15 protein-coding genes and 1 riboswitch are annotated in these 16,660 nt (G+C 36.9%); of the genes, 2 read left to right on the top strand and 13 right to left on the bottom strand.

Annotated elements, in window-relative coordinates; genetic code table 11:
• Positions 1 to 59: 59 nt before the first annotated feature.
• The 11 genes from HS848_RS07555 to HS848_RS07505 form a co-directional block, all read right to left on the bottom strand.
• The gene (locus HS848_RS07555; RefSeq protein ID WP_198611850.1) at positions 60 to 1,352 is read right to left on the bottom strand and encodes an anaerobic C4-dicarboxylate transporter family protein; all 1,293 of its coding nucleotides are present in this window, start codon (positions 1,350 to 1,352) and stop codon (positions 60 to 62) included.
• A 249-nt stretch (positions 1,353 to 1,601) separates the two neighbouring features.
• Positions 1,602 to 1,865 (bottom strand): hypothetical protein, encoded by a 264-nt coding sequence (locus tag HS848_RS07550; RefSeq protein WP_107507028.1) that lies wholly within the window; start codon positions 1,863 to 1,865, stop codon positions 1,602 to 1,604.
• A 477-nt stretch (positions 1,866 to 2,342) separates the two neighbouring features.
• Positions 2,343 to 3,131: a CHAP domain-containing protein gene (locus tag HS848_RS07545; protein ID WP_198611849.1), complete on the bottom strand. Its 789-nt coding sequence runs from the start codon at positions 3,129 to 3,131 to the stop codon at positions 2,343 to 2,345.
• Between the two features lie 486 nt (positions 3,132 to 3,617).
• Positions 3,618 to 4,217 (bottom strand): adenylyl-sulfate kinase, encoded by a 600-nt coding sequence (gene cysC / locus HS848_RS07540; RefSeq protein WP_198611848.1) that lies wholly within the window; start codon positions 4,215 to 4,217, stop codon positions 3,618 to 3,620.
• Positions 4,218 to 4,233: 16 nt separating this feature from the next.
• Positions 4,234 to 5,412 (bottom strand): sulfate adenylyltransferase, encoded by a 1,179-nt coding sequence (gene sat / locus HS848_RS07535; protein ID WP_198611847.1) that lies wholly within the window; start codon positions 5,410 to 5,412, stop codon positions 4,234 to 4,236.
• A 46-nt stretch (positions 5,413 to 5,458) separates the two neighbouring features.
• Positions 5,459 to 6,334, bottom strand: coding sequence for a sulfite exporter TauE/SafE family protein (locus HS848_RS07530; protein ID WP_198611846.1), 876 nt, complete (start codon positions 6,332 to 6,334; stop codon positions 5,459 to 5,461).
• Positions 6,331 to 6,966, bottom strand: a complete 636-nt coding sequence (locus HS848_RS07525; RefSeq protein ID WP_198611845.1) for an NAD(P)-binding protein — start codon at positions 6,964 to 6,966, stop codon at positions 6,331 to 6,333. The genes HS848_RS07530 and HS848_RS07525 overlap by 4 nt, the downstream gene beginning before the upstream one ends.
• Positions 6,967 to 7,003: 37 nt before the next feature.
• The gene (gene cobA / locus HS848_RS07520) at positions 7,004 to 7,771 is read right to left on the bottom strand and encodes a uroporphyrinogen-III C-methyltransferase (RefSeq protein WP_198611844.1); all 768 of its coding nucleotides are present in this window, start codon (positions 7,769 to 7,771) and stop codon (positions 7,004 to 7,006) included.
• Between the two features lie 34 nt (positions 7,772 to 7,805).
• Positions 7,806 to 9,527, bottom strand: coding sequence for an assimilatory sulfite reductase (NADPH) hemoprotein subunit (gene cysI, locus HS848_RS07515; protein ID WP_198611843.1), 1,722 nt, complete (start codon positions 9,525 to 9,527; stop codon positions 7,806 to 7,808).
• 17 nt (positions 9,528 to 9,544) lie between these two features.
• The gene (locus tag HS848_RS07510; RefSeq protein ID WP_198611842.1) at positions 9,545 to 11,419 is read right to left on the bottom strand and encodes an assimilatory sulfite reductase (NADPH) flavoprotein subunit; all 1,875 of its coding nucleotides are present in this window, start codon (positions 11,417 to 11,419) and stop codon (positions 9,545 to 9,547) included.
• 251 nt (positions 11,420 to 11,670) lie between these two features.
• Positions 11,671 to 12,402 carry a phosphoadenylyl-sulfate reductase gene (locus tag HS848_RS07505; RefSeq protein ID WP_107507019.1) on the bottom strand — a complete coding sequence of 244 codons (732 nt, stop codon included), beginning with the start codon at positions 12,400 to 12,402 and terminating at the stop codon, positions 11,671 to 11,673.
• Positions 12,403 to 12,801: 399 nt separating this feature from the next.
• Here HS848_RS07505 and HS848_RS07500 point away from each other — a divergent pair, with 399 nt between their 5' ends.
• Complete coding sequence (locus HS848_RS07500; protein WP_198611841.1) at positions 12,802 to 12,981, top strand: hypothetical protein; 180 nt, start codon at positions 12,802 to 12,804, stop codon at positions 12,979 to 12,981.
• 87 nt (positions 12,982 to 13,068) lie between these two features.
• Here HS848_RS07500 and HS848_RS07495 read toward each other — a convergent pair whose 3' ends face one another.
• Together HS848_RS07495 and HS848_RS07490 are read right to left on the bottom strand one after the other, a co-directional pair.
• Positions 13,069 to 14,181, bottom strand: a complete 1,113-nt coding sequence (locus HS848_RS07495) for a 5,10-methylene-tetrahydrofolate dehydrogenase (RefSeq protein WP_198611840.1) — start codon at positions 14,179 to 14,181, stop codon at positions 13,069 to 13,071.
• The gene (locus tag HS848_RS07490; RefSeq protein ID WP_198611839.1) at positions 14,178 to 15,374 is read right to left on the bottom strand and encodes a 5,10-methylene-tetrahydrofolate dehydrogenase; all 1,197 of its coding nucleotides are present in this window, start codon (positions 15,372 to 15,374) and stop codon (positions 14,178 to 14,180) included. The genes HS848_RS07495 and HS848_RS07490 overlap by 4 nt, the downstream gene beginning before the upstream one ends.
• 253 nt (positions 15,375 to 15,627) lie before the next feature.
• Positions 15,628 to 15,729, top strand: a riboswitch (TPP riboswitch).
• A 134-nt stretch (positions 15,730 to 15,863) separates the two neighbouring features.
• Between HS848_RS07490 and HS848_RS07485 the strand changes: the two genes are divergently transcribed.
• Positions 15,864 to 16,613: a 3-oxoacyl-ACP reductase gene (locus HS848_RS07485; protein WP_198611838.1), complete on the top strand. Its 750-nt coding sequence runs from the start codon at positions 15,864 to 15,866 to the stop codon at positions 16,611 to 16,613.
• Positions 16,614 to 16,660 lie beyond the last annotated feature (47 nt).

The following is a 16,660-nucleotide window of genomic DNA, read 5'->3' as shown; positions in this document are numbered from 1 at the left end:
AGAGGAACCGAAATCTAATCGATTTCGTTATTCCTCTCTAGTGTGGCAATTTCACTTATTTAATATCCTAATATCGCTTTAATTAAGAACCCAACTATAATTGACACGATGATCGTAAAGAACCCTGGAATAATAAAGCTTGTTGGTCGCGTACGTCCTGTTTCGTCTAAGTTCACGGCAAATAACAATGTCGGTTGCGCCGGAATAACGAAGTTGACGTTGAGCGTTTGGACCATCGCAATAAAGTACATAGGTGGAATGCCCATGCTCATTACAATAGGCACCATGATAGATGCTGTGGCTGTTTGTGAAATAACAATCATCGCCACAATGGCTACAAGAACAATCACTAACCAAGGTACAGATTGTATTGTTTTGCCAATATCATCTTGTATAATTTTTAAATTTTTCGGTGCATTAAAGACAGTTGCGCCTAACCAACCTGGCCCTAATACGGCGAAGAGTGCACCTATAGCAGATTGTGCAATATTCGATGATAGAATATCGCTTGTATTGATTTTTAACATTAATAAATTAATAGCAGCGCTTAAATACATAAAGAATTGGACGATTTCCGTCATCGTCACTTTCACAGTAGAGCCATCGACGTTAAATGATGGCATAAGATTTGGAAATACACCAAACGTCAAAATTCCTGCTACACATAGAAGAAAGCACAGTACGCCAAGTTTCGTTTTAGTTGAAAATGACTGCGCTACATCCACGTCAGGTGTATGTGCGATTTCGCTTGGAGTTACGCTAGATTTACGCCCTACAAACGTACAAAATACACTTAACATTAACATCGTAATAATAGCGGTCGGTAAGACAATACTTAAATATTTCCCCATTGAAATATCATAGCCTGCCATGACAGAGATAAGGTAAGCCGTAGCTGAAGCTGCCGGACTACAGAGTAATGCTAAGTTGGCCGTTAATACCGATGCAGTTAGTGGACGTTTCGGTTGAATATTTGCTTTAGCGGCCGTACGTGCAATAATCGGTTCTAATGAAAGCGCAATATTGGCCGTACCTACCCCGAATACAAATAAAAAGACGATCATTGGGGCGATAAATATAATTGATTTAGGAAATCGTTCGATAATTTTAGAAGCAAGAAAGACTAAGTAGTCTATTCCACCTGTAGCTTGTAAAGTACCGCCAGCGATACCAATAGATAAGATGATTAAAATTGCAGTAACAGGTGCAGAACCTGGAGGCAGTTGAAAGCCGAATATCATAATAAGTTGTGCCACAATGGCGAAGATACCACATCCTAGTGCGCCAGCTGTACGCAATCCTAATAATATGGCCAATATCATTATGATAATTTCTACTACAAATAGTAGCATGATAAGCGCTCCTAACTTTTCAGAAAATTATTGTGATTTTTTTAACATAGATTATTTTATCACTTCAATATGTTAAAAGTATATAATTGATTAAAATTCACAAAGTTAAATGCATATAATCTGTGAACATCTATATTCCTTCACATAATACCATCATAAATGATAACGATTATCAAATAAAGTTAATAACATAAAAATATCCCTTGAAAGTAAGGCGTCACCTACTACTTTCAAAGGATTATAATTTATCTATTGCTTATCTTTATTGTGATAGTCTTTGTTTGCCTCGTCTTTGAGTTCAACTTTACCAGACTCATCATATGTTTCTTCATCATCAGTATGACCTCTTGCCATACGTACATTTCTTTCTTCTTCTTTTTGTTTTTTCTTTTTAGAACGTTTGTCGTATGCGCGCTCTTCTAATAAAGAGCCCCAAATTAGTCCACATATAATGGCAATGGTTACTACAACGATTAATCCTATGATAATCCATTTTATTACTTCAAATGTCATATTTACTCACCGTCCTTCAACATTAATCGTGAACTATAATCTTTGTTGTATAGCTTCATTATTAGTGTATTTCCCGTTCTGCTTCGGCTTCAATCACATTGTGAAGAATCTTACTTTACTAGTTTTGTTATTTTTCAATTTCAATTTATATGTTATTTTTATCTAAAAAGATTTTAGGAGTGTTGTTTAATGTCTGGCTATTTATTATTTATAATTATGTTTTGCTGTGCCATTCCTATATTTTTACTTATGTATGATGAAAAGGATAAGTAATATTTACTTATCTCATCTATTAGCGAAACATATACTAGATTTCTCTATAAATACAATGAAATATTAATCATTTAGCATCCAAGAAAATGACTGACTTTATCAACTATTCTTTCAAAAAATTTATTTTTTTAGCGTAAAAAAGAGATCAAACAATAATATTACTGTTTGATCTCTTTAAATATAGTTAGCAGTGGTTGTCTTAAATTATGAAATGTAGTTGTATGAGCTTGCTTGGCTAGCTGAGATAGTACGTGTAGATACTACGCCAGGTCCGCCGTTATAGTTCATTTCAGAAACTTCTACTGAACCGTCATTGTTAACGTTCTCTACGTATGCTACGTGACCATAAGCACCTTGAGATGTTTGCATTACGGCACCAGCTTTAGGTGTGTTATTTACTGAGTAACCAGCTTGTGCTGCTGCGTTTGCCCAGTTGTTAGCGTTGCCCCAAGTATTACCGATGCTACCTACTTTGCCATATACGTAGTACGTACATTGACCTGCAGTGTAAAGGTTAGCACCTGAACTTGATTTACCTGCAAATGCTTTTGTAGATGATTGTGTAGTTGGCGCATGTTGAGTTGTTACTTTAACGTTACGGTCTGATGTTGAATAGCTTGCACCTAAGCCGCCACCATTGTTGTTACTGTTGTTTGCAGTATATGATTGAGTATTATTATTTGAATTAGTATTTGTAGTTGCTTGCGCATTATTATAACTGTAGTTGTAGTTATAATTATTGTTTGATTGTGTATTGTTTACTGCTTGATTGCCACTATTTTGTTGTCCACCTTGTTGAGCTTGAGATGGGTTCCAGTTACCTTTCCAATCGTAATGGTAGTTACCTTGTTGGTCGATTGTATAAGTGTAGCTGTATGATTGTGAATCGTTCGGGTTGTATCCGTTGTTTTCAGCTGCCTCTGCGTCGTGATGTGCTAGTCCGAATGTTGCGATCCCTGCTGTTGCGATTGTAGCTGTTGCGATTTTTTTCATAATTAAAAATCCTCCTATAAAGTTTGAACAAAATTTTATCTCGTGGCTATCTGTAGTTTAATTTAATTTCTTAGTCTCTTTGACTTAATTTTTTCTCGCTAAATAACGACAAGACATACTTTAACAAACTAACAAGGGTTTGTGGGGCTTTTCATGTGTTTGTAAATGAATCATAATAATCGGACGTGTTTTGTAATGAACGCAACAGAATTTTACAGACACTAAAAGACTTCTATGTCAGCGTTTATATCTCTTTATTGATTTTTATCATTACAATGACTGTAATATATCTGATAATTGAAATTATGTTTTATTTCATGTGAATCGGGAAACGAAGAAGCTTAGAAAGAGGTCAATATTTCTTATAATCATGCTTTTACATTATCCAATTACTTCTATATAAATGGTGTTTATATAAAAAGTTAGGAGCGACGACAGAAATCTAATGTCTTTTCAAAGATTTCTGTTGTCGCTCCCTTTTTATTCCTATATATATTGTTTTTCTTTTAAATAGTTAAGAATGTGTTCGACTGATGCTTCTACACTTTGTTGTTCTGTATTAATAGTAATTTCTGGATGATTAGGTGCTTCATAAGGTGCGCTAATACCAGTAAATTCTTTAATTTCGCCTGAACGAGCTTTTTCATAAAGGCCTTTCGGGTCACGTTTCTCACACTCTTCAACGCTACATTCCGTATAGACTTCGATAAATTCGCCCTCTTCTAATATGGCACGTACATCATCTCGGTCTTGTCTATAAGGCGAGATAAATGCAGTAATCGCAATTGTTCCAGCATCCACTAATAGTTTGCTAACTTCGCCAATACGACGAATATTTTCCTTACGATCTTCTGGGCTAAACCCCAAATTCTTATTTAATCCATGGCGTACATTGTCGCCATCTAGACGATACGAATGTTTACCTTGTTCAAACAGAGATTTTTCAAGTGCTACTGATATCGTCGATTTACCTGAACCTGATAATCCGGTAAACCAAATAACTACACTCTTATGACCATTCTGGTGTTGTCTATCTGCTTTCGTCACTTCAGAATCGTGCCATGTAATATGACTAGATTGACTCATCTCTTATACCCCCGACTTAATTTTGTTGTAAACCTTTGATTAACACTTCTGCTACTTCTGGTCTTGAAAATTCAGTTGGTAAAGATTCACCATTACGTAATTTTTCTCTTACTTTTGTACCACTTAAATGCACATGTTCAGATGCATCATGTGGGCAAGTTTTAGCCGTAGCCATGTTGCCACATTTTTTACAATAAAATGCATGTTCAAATTTCAAGATTTGAATATCTAATTCATCTTCAAATTGAGAAATAAGGTCTTGTGCTTCATACGTGCCATAGTAATCGCCTACGCCTGCGTGATCACGTCCGACAATAAAGTGGGTACAACCATAGTTTTTACGTACTGTAGCATGCAGAATCGCTTCACGTGGACCAGCATAGCGCATAGCGGCAGGATAAATAACTAGGCGCGCTCTATCTTCAGGGAAATAATTATTTAGAATCGCTTGATAACTTTCCATACGTACATCGGCAGGAATATCATCAGCTTTCGTTTCACCTACTAAAGGATTAAGTAATAAGCCATCTACAATTTCTAATGCAGATTTTTGAATATATTCATGTGCACGGTGAACTGGATTACGCGTTTGGAAACCGACAACCGTCTTCCAACCAATATCGTGGAATAATTGACGTGTTTCTGCTGGATCTAAATGATAATCTGTGAATTCATCATGTTTAGGACGATTAAGTAACTGGATAGGTCCTGCTAAATAAACATTGCCTTTCTGATAGACTTTCTTAACGCCTGGATGAGCTTCATCAGTAGTACCATATACATTTTTAGCTTCTTTTTCTTTGTCATACGTGTACTTTTCTTCAAGTTTTAATGTGCCGTATAATTCTCCGTCTTCGCCATAAAGGGCAATGTCGTCATTAATGTCTAAGTTATCCGCTTCGGCTTCTGTGACGGGTAACGTAATCGGTATACTCCACACTAAACCATTTTCCAGATGTGTATCTTCGACAACTTTAATATAGTCAGCTTCTCCCATAAATCCAGTTAATGGACTAAATCCACCGATACCGATTAATTCTAAATCGGAAATTGCCCATGGATTTAAAGTGAGTGACTTATAAGATTGTGCTGCTTCAATTAAGCGTTCACGTTCGGCACCTTCTACGACTCGATTAATAAGTTCCCCTCCGTGTGGTTTAATTGTGTTATGAATAATCTCTTCATATGTTGCCATAATTTGATAACCCCTTTTCCAATTAATTTGATTTGTTTACTCGGTTTTATTTGTAAGAAAAAGATAATTTCTTGTTTCGAATGACTGTAATTATCACTAAAATCACAATTGCACAAATAATCACAAATCTTACGATATTAGTAATGACATCGTCTTTCACAAAATAAGTCATTAAAGCATTGCTATTGGTGAAGATAATTAATCCACCTACACAAATAGCTAAAATATTTATCGGTAGTACTTTTGTTAAATAGGCTGAAATAGGTGCAGCCACCATACCCCCAATGCTTAGCGCAATGACAAACCACCAATTAATTTGTGTAATACCTAAGAAGATAATAAAACTAAGCGATGTTGATAACGTAACAAAGAATTCACTGGCCGATACTGTACCAATCGCATAGCGTGGTTGAATTTTATGGCTAGCCAATAACAATGGCGTATTTACTGGGCCCCATCCTCCGCCACCAATCGCATCTAAGAAACCTGCAATCGCGCCTTGAGGTACGAGCTTAATACCACTAACCTTACCAATATGCGTATGAACTTCCTTTTTACGCTTGAATAAAAATTGATATAAAATATAGACGCCCATTGAGAGTAGAAACAATGCAATATACGGTTTAATATACTCACCATGTATTTGAGTGAGTAAACCTGCGCCTATAAAACCACTAATTGCTCCTGGAATGGCCAACTTTAACATAGTAGGCTTATGTACATTTTCGAATTTCCAGTGTGATGTTCCTGACGCTGCCGTAGTAGCTATTTCTGAAAAGTGCACGGTTGCCGATACAATGGCAGGTGCAATACCATACGTTAATAATATAGATGATGATGAGGCACCGAAACCCATTCCGAGTGAACCATCAACAAGTTGGGCTAAAAATCCAGCTAATGCAAATATAAATAATTTTCTCATATATCACATGACCCCTTATCCTCAGCTTGTGATTGGAGCCATCGCATGAATTCAAGTTGTTTATCTTCATCTAAATATTCGTCAGACACAATTTGTTGTAACAGGCGTTGCTTTCTAGATGGCTCAATTGCTAATGCTTTAATATACTGTCTACTTTGATATAAAAATTCAATATACGTTTCATAGTTGTCGTCATACATGTCATTTAAGGTTGATATAATTTGGGAACCTAATTTCGGACTAGCACCGTTGGTTGAGACACTAATCGTTAATCGTCCCCGTTTTAAAATACTAGGAAAAGTGACATCTCCTGCCTGTGCATCTGCAGCATGGTTAAGCAATGTACCATGAGGCAAACATGCTTTGACGTAATCATTAACCTCGGGTTGATCCGTCGCAATCACTACTAAATACGCCTGCTTAATATCTTGAGGTTCGAATTGCTTTTCTCTCCATGTAAGACGCCCATTTTCTAGTAAATTCTGTAATTCTGTAGTGATAGTTGGACTAACAATATGAACATGGGAACAATATTCAACTAACGTCGTTGCACGTCGGGTAGCTACTTTTCCTCCACCGACAATGACAATCTGTTTATCATTTAAATCAATCATAAGTGGCATACTACTCATATCGTTCCCCCCTTTTATGTTCTAATGTGTCAGTCTCTTACGCTTTATTTACTAAGATAGAATCTACGACTTGTTCTTTAAACCAGCTGATCTTTTGACGCATGTGAACCACATCGCCAACAACAATCATTGCTGGGTTTTTAATTTCTGAAGCGCGTGTAACAATATTACCTAACGTGCCAACTATCGTCTTTTGCGCATCTGTTGTTCCTAGATGAACTAATGCTACTGGCGTATCAATGCCTTTACCGTGTCGCACTAATAATTCGCAAATTTCGGCTAATCGTTTAACACCCATATAGATACATAACGTTTCTGGCCCCTGTGCTAAATGTTGCCAATATGCTTCTTTCGACATGCCTGGCTTATTTACAGCCGTTACAAACGCTACTGAAGAACTATAATCTCTATGTGTTACTGGAATACCTGCATACGCAGGGGCGGCGATGCCTGACGTGACTCCTGGCACAATTTCAAACGGGATTTGATGTTGTGCTAAGATTTCCGCTTCTTCTCCGCCTCTTCCAAAGACGAATGGGTCGCCACCTTTTAAACGAGTGACAACATGGCCTTTTTTAGCCAAACTTACCAACATTCGATTGGTTTCCTCTTGTGGCAAGGAATGCTTATTAGGATCTTTACCACAGTAGAAGAATTTTGTTGATGGTTCAGCTAGGTCTAAGATGTCTTTGTTGACCAAACGATCATATAGAATAACGTCGGCAGCTTTGATAGCTTTCAAGCCTTTAATTGTTAATAAATCAGGATCTCCAGGTCCTGCTCCTACGAGATACACTTTCCCCATCTTGTCACCCCACTTTATTGACTTCTTTTTAATGTTAACTATGGAAATCTTGACCGCCATGAACTTTAGCTACGACACCTGAACGGATAACAAAGTCGCCAAAGTGTTCACCTTCAAGGCGTTCTTTACCATAATCAATTAAAATTGGTCGTAAACTTTCAAGAATTTCTTGTTCGCCAATATTTTCTTTATATAGTTTGTTTAAACGGTCACCTTTAAAGCCGCCACCTAAATACATGTTGTATTTACCAGGTGCTTTACCGATAAAGGCAATTTCAGCTAATGCTGGTCTTGCACATCCATTAGGACAACCTGTCATACGAATTGTAATATCTTCATCATTAACGCCTGCTTCATCTAATAAATCTTCAATCTTTGAAATAAGTGAAGGAAGATAGCGTTCTGATTCAGCCATGGCTAGACCACATGTTGGAAATGCGACACATGCCATAGAATTTCGTCTTAAGCCAGTATAGTTTTTACCGTCTGTTAAACCGTATTGGTCAATAAGACCTTGTATTTCATCTTTCTTTTCAGGAACTACATTTGCGATAATTAAGTTTTGATTTGGAGATAATCTGAAGTCGCCCGTATGTGTTTCTGCGATTTCTCGCAATGCCGTTTTCAATTTATAATCTTCTGTATCTTTAACACGTCCATTTTGGATAAATAAAGTGTAATTCCAAATGTCTTCTTCACTTTCAATCCAGCCTAGACGATCGCCGTTATGTTCGAATTCGAAGTCTCTTGCCTCTTGAATGTCCCAACCTAATCGTGAATTGAGTTCTTCGACTACCTTTTCAACACCTAAACGATCGACCGTGTATTTGAAACGTGCATTCTTACGATTCTCACGATTGCCGTAGTCGCGTTGAATCGTTAATATCTTTTCACAAACATCTACTACTTTATCTTTAGGAATAAAACCAGCTAAGCGACCAACTTGTGGGTAAGTATCAGTATTACCATGTGTCATACCCATACCGCCACCGATTGTTACATTGAAACCTACTAACTGGTCATCTTCAATGATGCCGATTAAACCGATATCTTGAGAATAGACGTCAATATCATTGGTTGGTGGCACGGCGATACCGATTTTGAACTTACGTGGTAAATATTTCTTACCGTACATTGGTTCTACTTCTTCTGAAGAATCGAGAACCTTTTCACCGTCTAGCCAAATTTCATGATATGCATGCGTTTGTGGGAGTAAATGATTACTTATTGCCGTCGCATAGTCATTAATTTCTTTATGAATACTTGATTGGTACGGGTTAGGGTTACACATTGTATTACGGTTAACGTCCCCACATGCCGCAATCGTATCAAGTACTGAGTCATTGATTTTTTTCATTGATGTTTTTAAATTTCTTTTTAAAATGCCGTGGAACTGGAAGGTCTGGCGTGTCGTTAATTTCAAAGTATGATTTGCGTATTTGTTTGAAATATCGTCCATCGCAATCCATTGCTCCGGTGTGGCTTTACCGCCTGGTAGACGAACACGAATCATAAAGCTGTATGCCGGTTCAAGCTTTTGTTTACGACGTTCGTCACGTAAATCTCTATCATCTTGTTGGTAACTACCGTGGAACTTTAATAGTTTCGTGTCATCATCAGAGATAGCACCTGTCAATGGGTCTGCCAATCCTTCTTCGATTGTGCCACGTAAATAGTTACTCTCATCTTTTATATATTCTAAAGCGTCAAGTTTGTGGTCTAATTCATCTGAAATTTGCTTGTTTGATTTAGCCATTAAGTACCACCCTTTCTTTAGTACACATCGCGTTGATAACGTTTATCTTTTTTCATTTGTTTTAAATAGTCTTCTGCTTCTTCTTCAGACAAGTTTTGTTCTTTTATTAAGACGTTGCGAATCGCTTGATGTACATCTTTAGCCATATGTTTCTCATCGCCACAAATATAAATTGAAGCACCGTTTTGAAGCCATTGATTAAATTCTTCACTGTGCTCTGCAATGCGATGTTGTACATAAACTTTTTCATCTGTATCACGTGAGAAAGCGACATCCATTTTACCTAGGACACCATCTTTCAACCACTCTTGCCACTCAGTTTGGTATAAGAAGTCAGTTGTGAAGTGTTGATCTCCAAAGAATAACCATGTGTTACCTTTAAAGCCATGTTCTTCACGTTCTTGCATATACGCTCTAAATGGTGCAACCCCTGTACCAGGACCAATCATAATCACTGGTGTGTCTCCCTCTGTAGGGAATTTAAAGTTAGGATTACGTTTTAAGTAAATCGGCACTGTATCACCTGGTTGAATACGTTCCGCAAATTGTACCGAGCAGACGCCTGAGCGGTCTCGACCATGCGTGTTATATCTTACTGCTCCAACGGTGATGTGTACTTCATCCGGTAACGCTTGGTAACTACTTGAGATTGAATACTCTCTAGGTGGGAGTTTTCTAAGTAATTGATATAAGTTCTCCGGTTGTAATTCAGTTGTCGCGAAGTCATTTAATAAGTCGATAAAGTCACGACCTTCGATGTAATTTTGAACCCATTCTCTATCTTCTGTTTTTTCTGAAAGTTCATCATTGTCGAAGAATGATGCCGCATTGAGTAGTAACGGTTTGGTTAATTTTGTAATTTCAAAATGAGACGTTAGCGCTTCTTCTAATGATAGCGTGTCACCTTCATCTGAAATTGGAACTTGTTCATTTGGATCCCATCCAAGTGTGCTGATTAATAAATCGACTAGTGCTGGATCATTTTGTGGTAAAACGACTAAACAATCGCCAACTTCATATTCTTCGCCAAAATTATCTAATAAGAATTCAATATGACGTGTTTCTTTATTAGAGCCTTGGCCGTTTAAGTTAATATTCTCTAATACTTCTGCTTCGTAAGGATTCGCTTTAGAGAATTTCTTTTCCTTCGCAGATTTAATAGATTCGCTAACTACTTGTTCGCTTTGTGTGCCTTCTGGTTCTGTATCAATCGCATTGATGACGTTGGCCATCCACTTTTCAGCGTCTTCTTCATAATCGACGTCACAATCGACACGTTCATAAATTCTTTCGGCACCTAGTTCTCCAAGCTTTCTATCGAAGTCTCGACCAGTTTGGCAGAAGAATTCATAGGTTTGGTCACCTAACGCTAAAACAGAGAATCTAACACCTTCAAGTTTCGGTGCTTTTCTACCGTGAATAAACTCGTGCAATTCAGCAGCGTTATCTGGCGGGTCACCTTCGCCTTGTGTTGACGTAATGATAAATAAGTCTTCAACGTTTTTAAGATTTTTAGCTTTAAAGTCGTCCATCGCTTTTAACGTTACTTTATGCCCAATGTTAGATAGACGTTCTTCAAAGATTTCGGCTAAGCCTTGCGCGTTGCCTGTTTCAGAACCATAAAGCAATGTGATAGCACGTTTCTCAGGTACCACAGTTGGTTCATTTTGTTGAAGCATAGCTTCAGTGCTTCCCGACAGTTCGCCTTGCCCTGGCGTACTAGTTTGCGCTTGTGATTGAGTTGAAGTTGATGCATTAGTTGAAAATTGTTGATTCGCAACTAAATAACCACTTAGCCAAACTTTTTGTTCTGGTGTGAATGTTTGTAGTAATTCATTAATTTGTGTGGCTTGTCCTTCTGTAAATGGACTATTAGTGACACTTAAATTCAATCGTATCCACCTCTTATTCCGTAAAAATAATCTTCTATTATAAATAATATACTATTTTTATTATGTAAGAAATACAAGAGGGTGGGACAAAAGTGTTTAGGATACTCGTCAGATGCCGTTTATCATTTTCGCAAAGCACTAATTATTAATGTCTTAGCCACTTCCATCTATCCGACTCTCGTATTTCAGAATTTCTTTTTAAAACCTATCAGAATACTAGGTTTTATAATTAAAAAATTTTACCTTATATTTTAAGGTTTATCTGCAACATGTAATCCACATTCTGTCTTTTCAAAATTAGACCAACGTCCTGCTCTAGAATCACTTGAATCAAATACAGGAGATGTACATGGAATACAACCGATGCTTGGGTAATGTTGATCATGCAACGTATTATAAGGCAACTCGTGTTGCTTGATATAATCCCACACTTCATCCTCCGTCCAATAAATTAACGGACACACTTTAATCGATTTAAAACGCTCATCTTTATTAATAAAGTTTGTATTAGCACGTGTAGGCGACTGCGCACGACGTAATCCAGAAACCCAAGCGACTGCCCCGCCTAAGACTTCTTCTAATGGTTTAATCTTTCTAATATAACAGCATTGGTTCGGGTCATTCTTCCATAAAGCTGGATTATATTTCTCAGCTTGTTCTTCTAACGTTAAATCTGGTTTCTTCATTTCGATGCGAAGTTGTGGATACTTTTCCTTTACTCTATCGATTAGATCATAAGTTTCTTGAAAATGTAAATCAGTATCTAAAAATACAATTTGAGCATCTGGTTTAATTTGAGAAATCAAATCAATAAGTACCATACTCTCTGCGCCAAAACTACATGAATAAACGATGGAATCACCATACGTGCTATAAGCCCAATCTAGAATTTCATAGGCTCCTTTAGTTGCGTCGTTACCTGTTATAGAATCGATGAAAGGGTCGCTCTCAAAGTTCTCATACGTAATTTTCTGTACTGACATAAACTTATGATTCCCCCTCACTGTTCACAAATTTATTAAACAAATCCTATCAGAATTGTCAGAATAATATGTTAATACTTTACCATTTTTAAATGGAAAGTCAAGGCGTTTTGACAAAGTTCCTTATTTAATGTGATGGTTTAACTAGGTGACCTCGAAGCAATTTTATAGTTTATAAAAAACGAGAGGTTGGGACAAAAGTGTTTAGGATGTGAGCAGAACCGAGCGATGAGCAAAATAGCTTTTTTATTTTGTCGAATCGTGACGGTATCTGCCGAGAATCCTACTTTTGGGACACCGTTTATCGGTTTCCCAGAGTACAAATGATTAATGTCTCAACCTCACGTGTAATCAAATTTATTATTTTGTATTCCAGCATAATTATAAGGAGGAAACTTGATGAAAGATAATCGTAAAAAATTAAATCGTTTTGAGATGATTTTATTACTAATCGTCATCATCATTATGATTATTAACATTTTGATAATGTTTAAAGTCATTAATGTTTCTATAGCTTTTTCTCAAATATTATTAGCAGTTTCTATCTTAATAATGTTATTTTTCACTAGAAAAAAATAAAACTCAATTCGAGTTCCGAATATCATACCAATTAACTAAAGAAAACTAACATCTAGTCAGGCGTTTACCTTAGATGTTAGTTTTTTCTTAATCTTCATCACGATTATGGTAACGCATTTGTTGACGATAACCATATGTGCTTTCTTTAATCAGTTGATCATTTAATAGACCTGCACCAATGGCACCAGCTACGGTTGAAATCGATGCTGCAAACCATGGGATACTTAAATACAAATCAAAGCCGGCTGCTCTTTTCAATCCTACTTGTTGTCCTAAAAAGTCTGGCGGTAACAACACAAGTTCCGCAATTAAGAACAACGTGTAGAGGATAATATAATAGATAATAATGGCAACAAATAAGGTCATCACTGTGGTTAAATTGTATAGCCATGTGAGTCGTTTGTTATTACTTTTTTTAGTGGATTCCCATAATTCATGAGATAACATGACCCATATCAACATACCGATAACGGCAATCACTGAAATACCGAATAGACGCCACATTGAGAATTCCATACTCATCTGCCACATTGTAGTGAAAATAAGACCAAATGCGCCAGTGGTAAAAGCGATAGCGACAATATTACTTAAACTCGCCATCATATTTAATGGATTATTCGCAAAGGTCATCCCACTGACAAGACGAATCATGCCTGCAGAACGTGAATTGGATAAGTAACGCAAATGATAGTTTTCCGTTTCATCTAAATACACTTCTGTTTTGTCAATTTTTGATAATGGAAATTGTTTATTAATCGCATATTTGACGTCATCATCTTCATCATACTCTTCATGACGTTCTTCAGAGTGATGCACCTCATTAATAATGGCTACGATTGATCGCTTGAAACGATTTTTAACAGGACGCCAACCAAACGCTGGGTATGAGAAGATAGCCGCACCATTTTTCTTATTAATATCTAATGCTAATACACGTTGGTTATGAAACATCGGTAAATCTGTGACTGCCACCACATAGTCCCATTGTCTCTTGTCGTGATAATCTTGTATCTTCTTAAAGATTTTCTCTACAGATTCGGCATAACCAGTAAGAGAATCAACCACGAGGTCGACTTTCCAGCCATGTTGGTTATTATTCTGTTTAGATAAGATGTTAGGGATATCGTCCACTAAACTCTCGGCTAATTTTTCAGTCACACCAGGCGCTACTACTAAGCCAATGGTCTTTTCTTCACTCATGATTCATCCTCCTCTCTGTGGACTTGTTTTTTACCTTCATATTGTTCTTCATCTTTTACTTGCTTATTAGAAGCCGTTTGTGCCACTTCTTGTTGTGTTTCATCTTGTTCTTGTGCTTTTGATTGACGTTCTTCTTTTTCCGCTTCTTTATAACGATGATATTGACGATAGGAATACGTAATCTTGCGTATCTTCTCCTCGTTCTCAACTGTAGACCCCATCGCTCCGGCTAATAAGCCTAATGAAGCTACAAACCATAATAATTTTACATAATTTAGAAAAGTGAAATCTGGGTTCGCACTCGTCCAACTATTGAATAAACTCACAGGTACAAATAATGAAATACTGATTGCTAACAAGATATAAAGAATCACATAGTTCATCACTGTAATAATGATTAAAGTGAGTACGGTTGTAGAATTATAAATATAACGGTAGACACGTTGTGATTTAGCAGTCTTCCGTTCACCTAATTGGTGCGCATAAAATAACCACGCAGCCATACCTATAATTGCCGTAAGCATTAGAATGATAAAACGAAGCGGTGAATATTGTACACTTAATTCCCAAGGCATTGAGAAGATGGACACATATGTCCCAGTCGCAAAAGCAACGGAGATAATCTTTTTAAAGTTGAAGATGGTCTTCCAAGGTTCATTAGAGCGGGTTAATCCTAAAATGAGTTGTAACCAGCCTAAAATTAAAAAACGATTAATGTAACGTCGTTTCGAGCTCTCGTCTTCTCTTGGGTCAACAGCCTCTGGACGAATAAGCGGATGTACTTTCGGTCGCTCTTTCGTATTGTCACTATAAAGTTGTTCGACTAGAGTGGCGATGCTATTCACTAATTTACGTTCTAAATCTATCCACCCTAGTGACGGTAATGAAAGCATAGACACTTGACTCTCACTATTGTAGTCACTAATCACTACTTTATTATTAGAGATACTTGGTAAGTCAGTAATACTAATGACAAAATCCCAACCGTAACGTTCTTTCATGTCGGCAGCTTTATCAATACTTTCGTACACATCTTCCGCCGAACCGATTAACAAGTCTACTTTGCTTTCAAAGTTCCATTGTTGATTGTCATCGATACGCTCGTGTAAGAGCTTTTGAACTTTAGGTACTGCTTTATCTACTAGTTTATGCGCCACGCCAGGTGACGGTATTAGTCCAATGGTATACGCCATCATGTCCCTCCTTTCTTGTTGTACTATTTATTTTGATTAAGTTAAGAACTTCATTTTCAAAAAGTATAAAGTATACGAACATATCAAATCATTGAATAAGCGTAAGCTCTATCTTATATAATTGCAAATACTTTTTATTATCAAATTAGTTAATATAATTATATTAATTGAAATCGTCTTAACTTTTGGCACACTTAACTAAATAGCCTTGACTTATTAAATTAAAACTTATAAATTGTAACTATAGTATAAATATATGCACTAGGGGTGTTTTTTAACTGAGATAGAGTAAAGCTCTAAACCCTTTGAACCTGAACTAGATCGTACTAGCGTAGGAAAGTGTGGGATAAATTTTAGATAAATATTGAGATGTGACAAATTTGTCAACTCTTTATATAGACGTATAACATCTACTATTTACGCAACTTTCCTCTAGTGAAGGTTGCGTATTTTTTTACTGTAAATGAGATGTACGGAGGTACGGTATACATGGCTAGAACAGTATTAGTAACAGGAAGTAGTCGTGGTTTAGGAGCGACCATTGTTAAAACATTGGCTGAGCAAGGCTTCCAAGTCGTGATTAATTACAACAATAATAAGGAGGCGGCTGAACGGATTGCTTCTGAGATTGGTGAAAAGGCTATTGCTATTCAAGCTGACGTGACACAACGTGAAGACGTGGAACGTTTAGTTAAAGAAGCGACAGACCACTTTGGCCAAATTGATGTCGTTGTAAATAATGCGTTAGTTAATTTCAAGTTTGATCCGGTTGCACAAAAAGCGTTTAAAGATCTTACTTGGGAAGATTATCAACAACAAATTGACGGCACTTTGAAAGCTGCGTTTAATGTCACGCAAAGTGTGATACCTCAATTTATCGAACGCGGTGCTGGTAGTGTCATTAGTATTGGTACTAATTTATATCAAAACCCTGTCGTACCTTATCATGAATATACGACGGCTAAGGCTGGATTAATTGGTTTCACACGTAACGTGGCAGCCGAATTAGGACAATACGGTATCACTGCTAATGTCGTGTCTGGTGGCTTATTAAAGACAACAGACGCAAGTGCAGTCACAACACCGGAAGTATTTGATTTAATCGCACAAACCACACCACTACGCAAAGTAACGACACCTCAAGACTTAGCTAACTTAATCGCATACTTAAGCACAGAAGCGGCTAGTGGTATTACTGGTCAAAATATAACAGTTGATGGCGGTTTAACGATGAATTAATCCACCAATGAAAGACGACTGATTTCAAATTGGAGTGTTTATGTAGC

The organism is Staphylococcus caledonicus, from assembly GCF_016238465.1.
GTDB lineage: Bacteria > Bacillota > Bacilli > Staphylococcales > Staphylococcaceae > Staphylococcus > Staphylococcus caledonicus.
Note: the sequence above shows the minus strand (reverse complement) of the source record. Positions and strands in the feature narration are given on the sequence as shown.

What these genes read in the sequence shown, in the direction of transcription:
- HS848_RS07505 (WP_107507019.1), bottom strand. Translation starts at nt 12,402, where the DNA reads ATGTCAGTACAGAAAATTACGTATGAGAACTTTGAGAGCGACCCTTTC.
- HS848_RS07495 (WP_198611840.1), bottom strand. Translation starts at nt 14,181, where the DNA reads ATGAGTGAAGAAAAGACCATTGGCTTAGTAGTAGCGCCTGGTGTGACT.
- HS848_RS07555 (WP_198611850.1), bottom strand. Translation starts at nt 1,352, where the DNA reads ATGCTACTATTTGTAGTAGAAATTATCATAATGATATTGGCCATATTA.
- HS848_RS07500 (WP_198611841.1), top strand. Translation starts at nt 12,802, where the DNA reads ATGAAAGATAATCGTAAAAAATTAAATCGTTTTGAGATGATTTTATTA.
- HS848_RS07485 (WP_198611838.1), top strand. Translation starts at nt 15,864, where the DNA reads ATGGCTAGAACAGTATTAGTAACAGGAAGTAGTCGTGGTTTAGGAGCG.
- cysC (WP_198611848.1), bottom strand. Translation starts at nt 4,217, where the DNA reads ATGAGTCAATCTAGTCATATTACATGGCACGATTCTGAAGTGACGAAA.
- HS848_RS07550 (WP_107507028.1), bottom strand. Translation starts at nt 1,865, where the DNA reads ATGACATTTGAAGTAATAAAATGGATTATCATAGGATTAATCGTTGTA.
- cobA (WP_198611844.1), bottom strand. Translation starts at nt 7,771, where the DNA reads ATGGGGAAAGTGTATCTCGTAGGAGCAGGACCTGGAGATCCTGATTTA.
- HS848_RS07490 (WP_198611839.1), bottom strand. Translation starts at nt 15,374, where the DNA reads ATGGCGTATACCATTGGACTAATACCGTCACCTGGCGTGGCGCATAAA.
- HS848_RS07530 (WP_198611846.1), bottom strand. Translation starts at nt 6,334, where the DNA reads ATGAGAAAATTATTTATATTTGCATTAGCTGGATTTTTAGCCCAACTT.
- cysI (WP_198611843.1), bottom strand. Translation starts at nt 9,527, where the DNA reads ATGGCTAAATCAAACAAGCAAATTTCAGATGAATTAGACCACAAACTT.
- HS848_RS07545 (WP_198611849.1), bottom strand. Translation starts at nt 3,131, where the DNA reads ATGAAAAAAATCGCAACAGCTACAATCGCAACAGCAGGGATCGCAACA.
- sat (WP_198611847.1), bottom strand. Translation starts at nt 5,412, where the DNA reads ATGGCAACATATGAAGAGATTATTCATAACACAATTAAACCACACGGA.
- HS848_RS07525 (WP_198611845.1), bottom strand. Translation starts at nt 6,966, where the DNA reads ATGAGTAGTATGCCACTTATGATTGATTTAAATGATAAACAGATTGTC.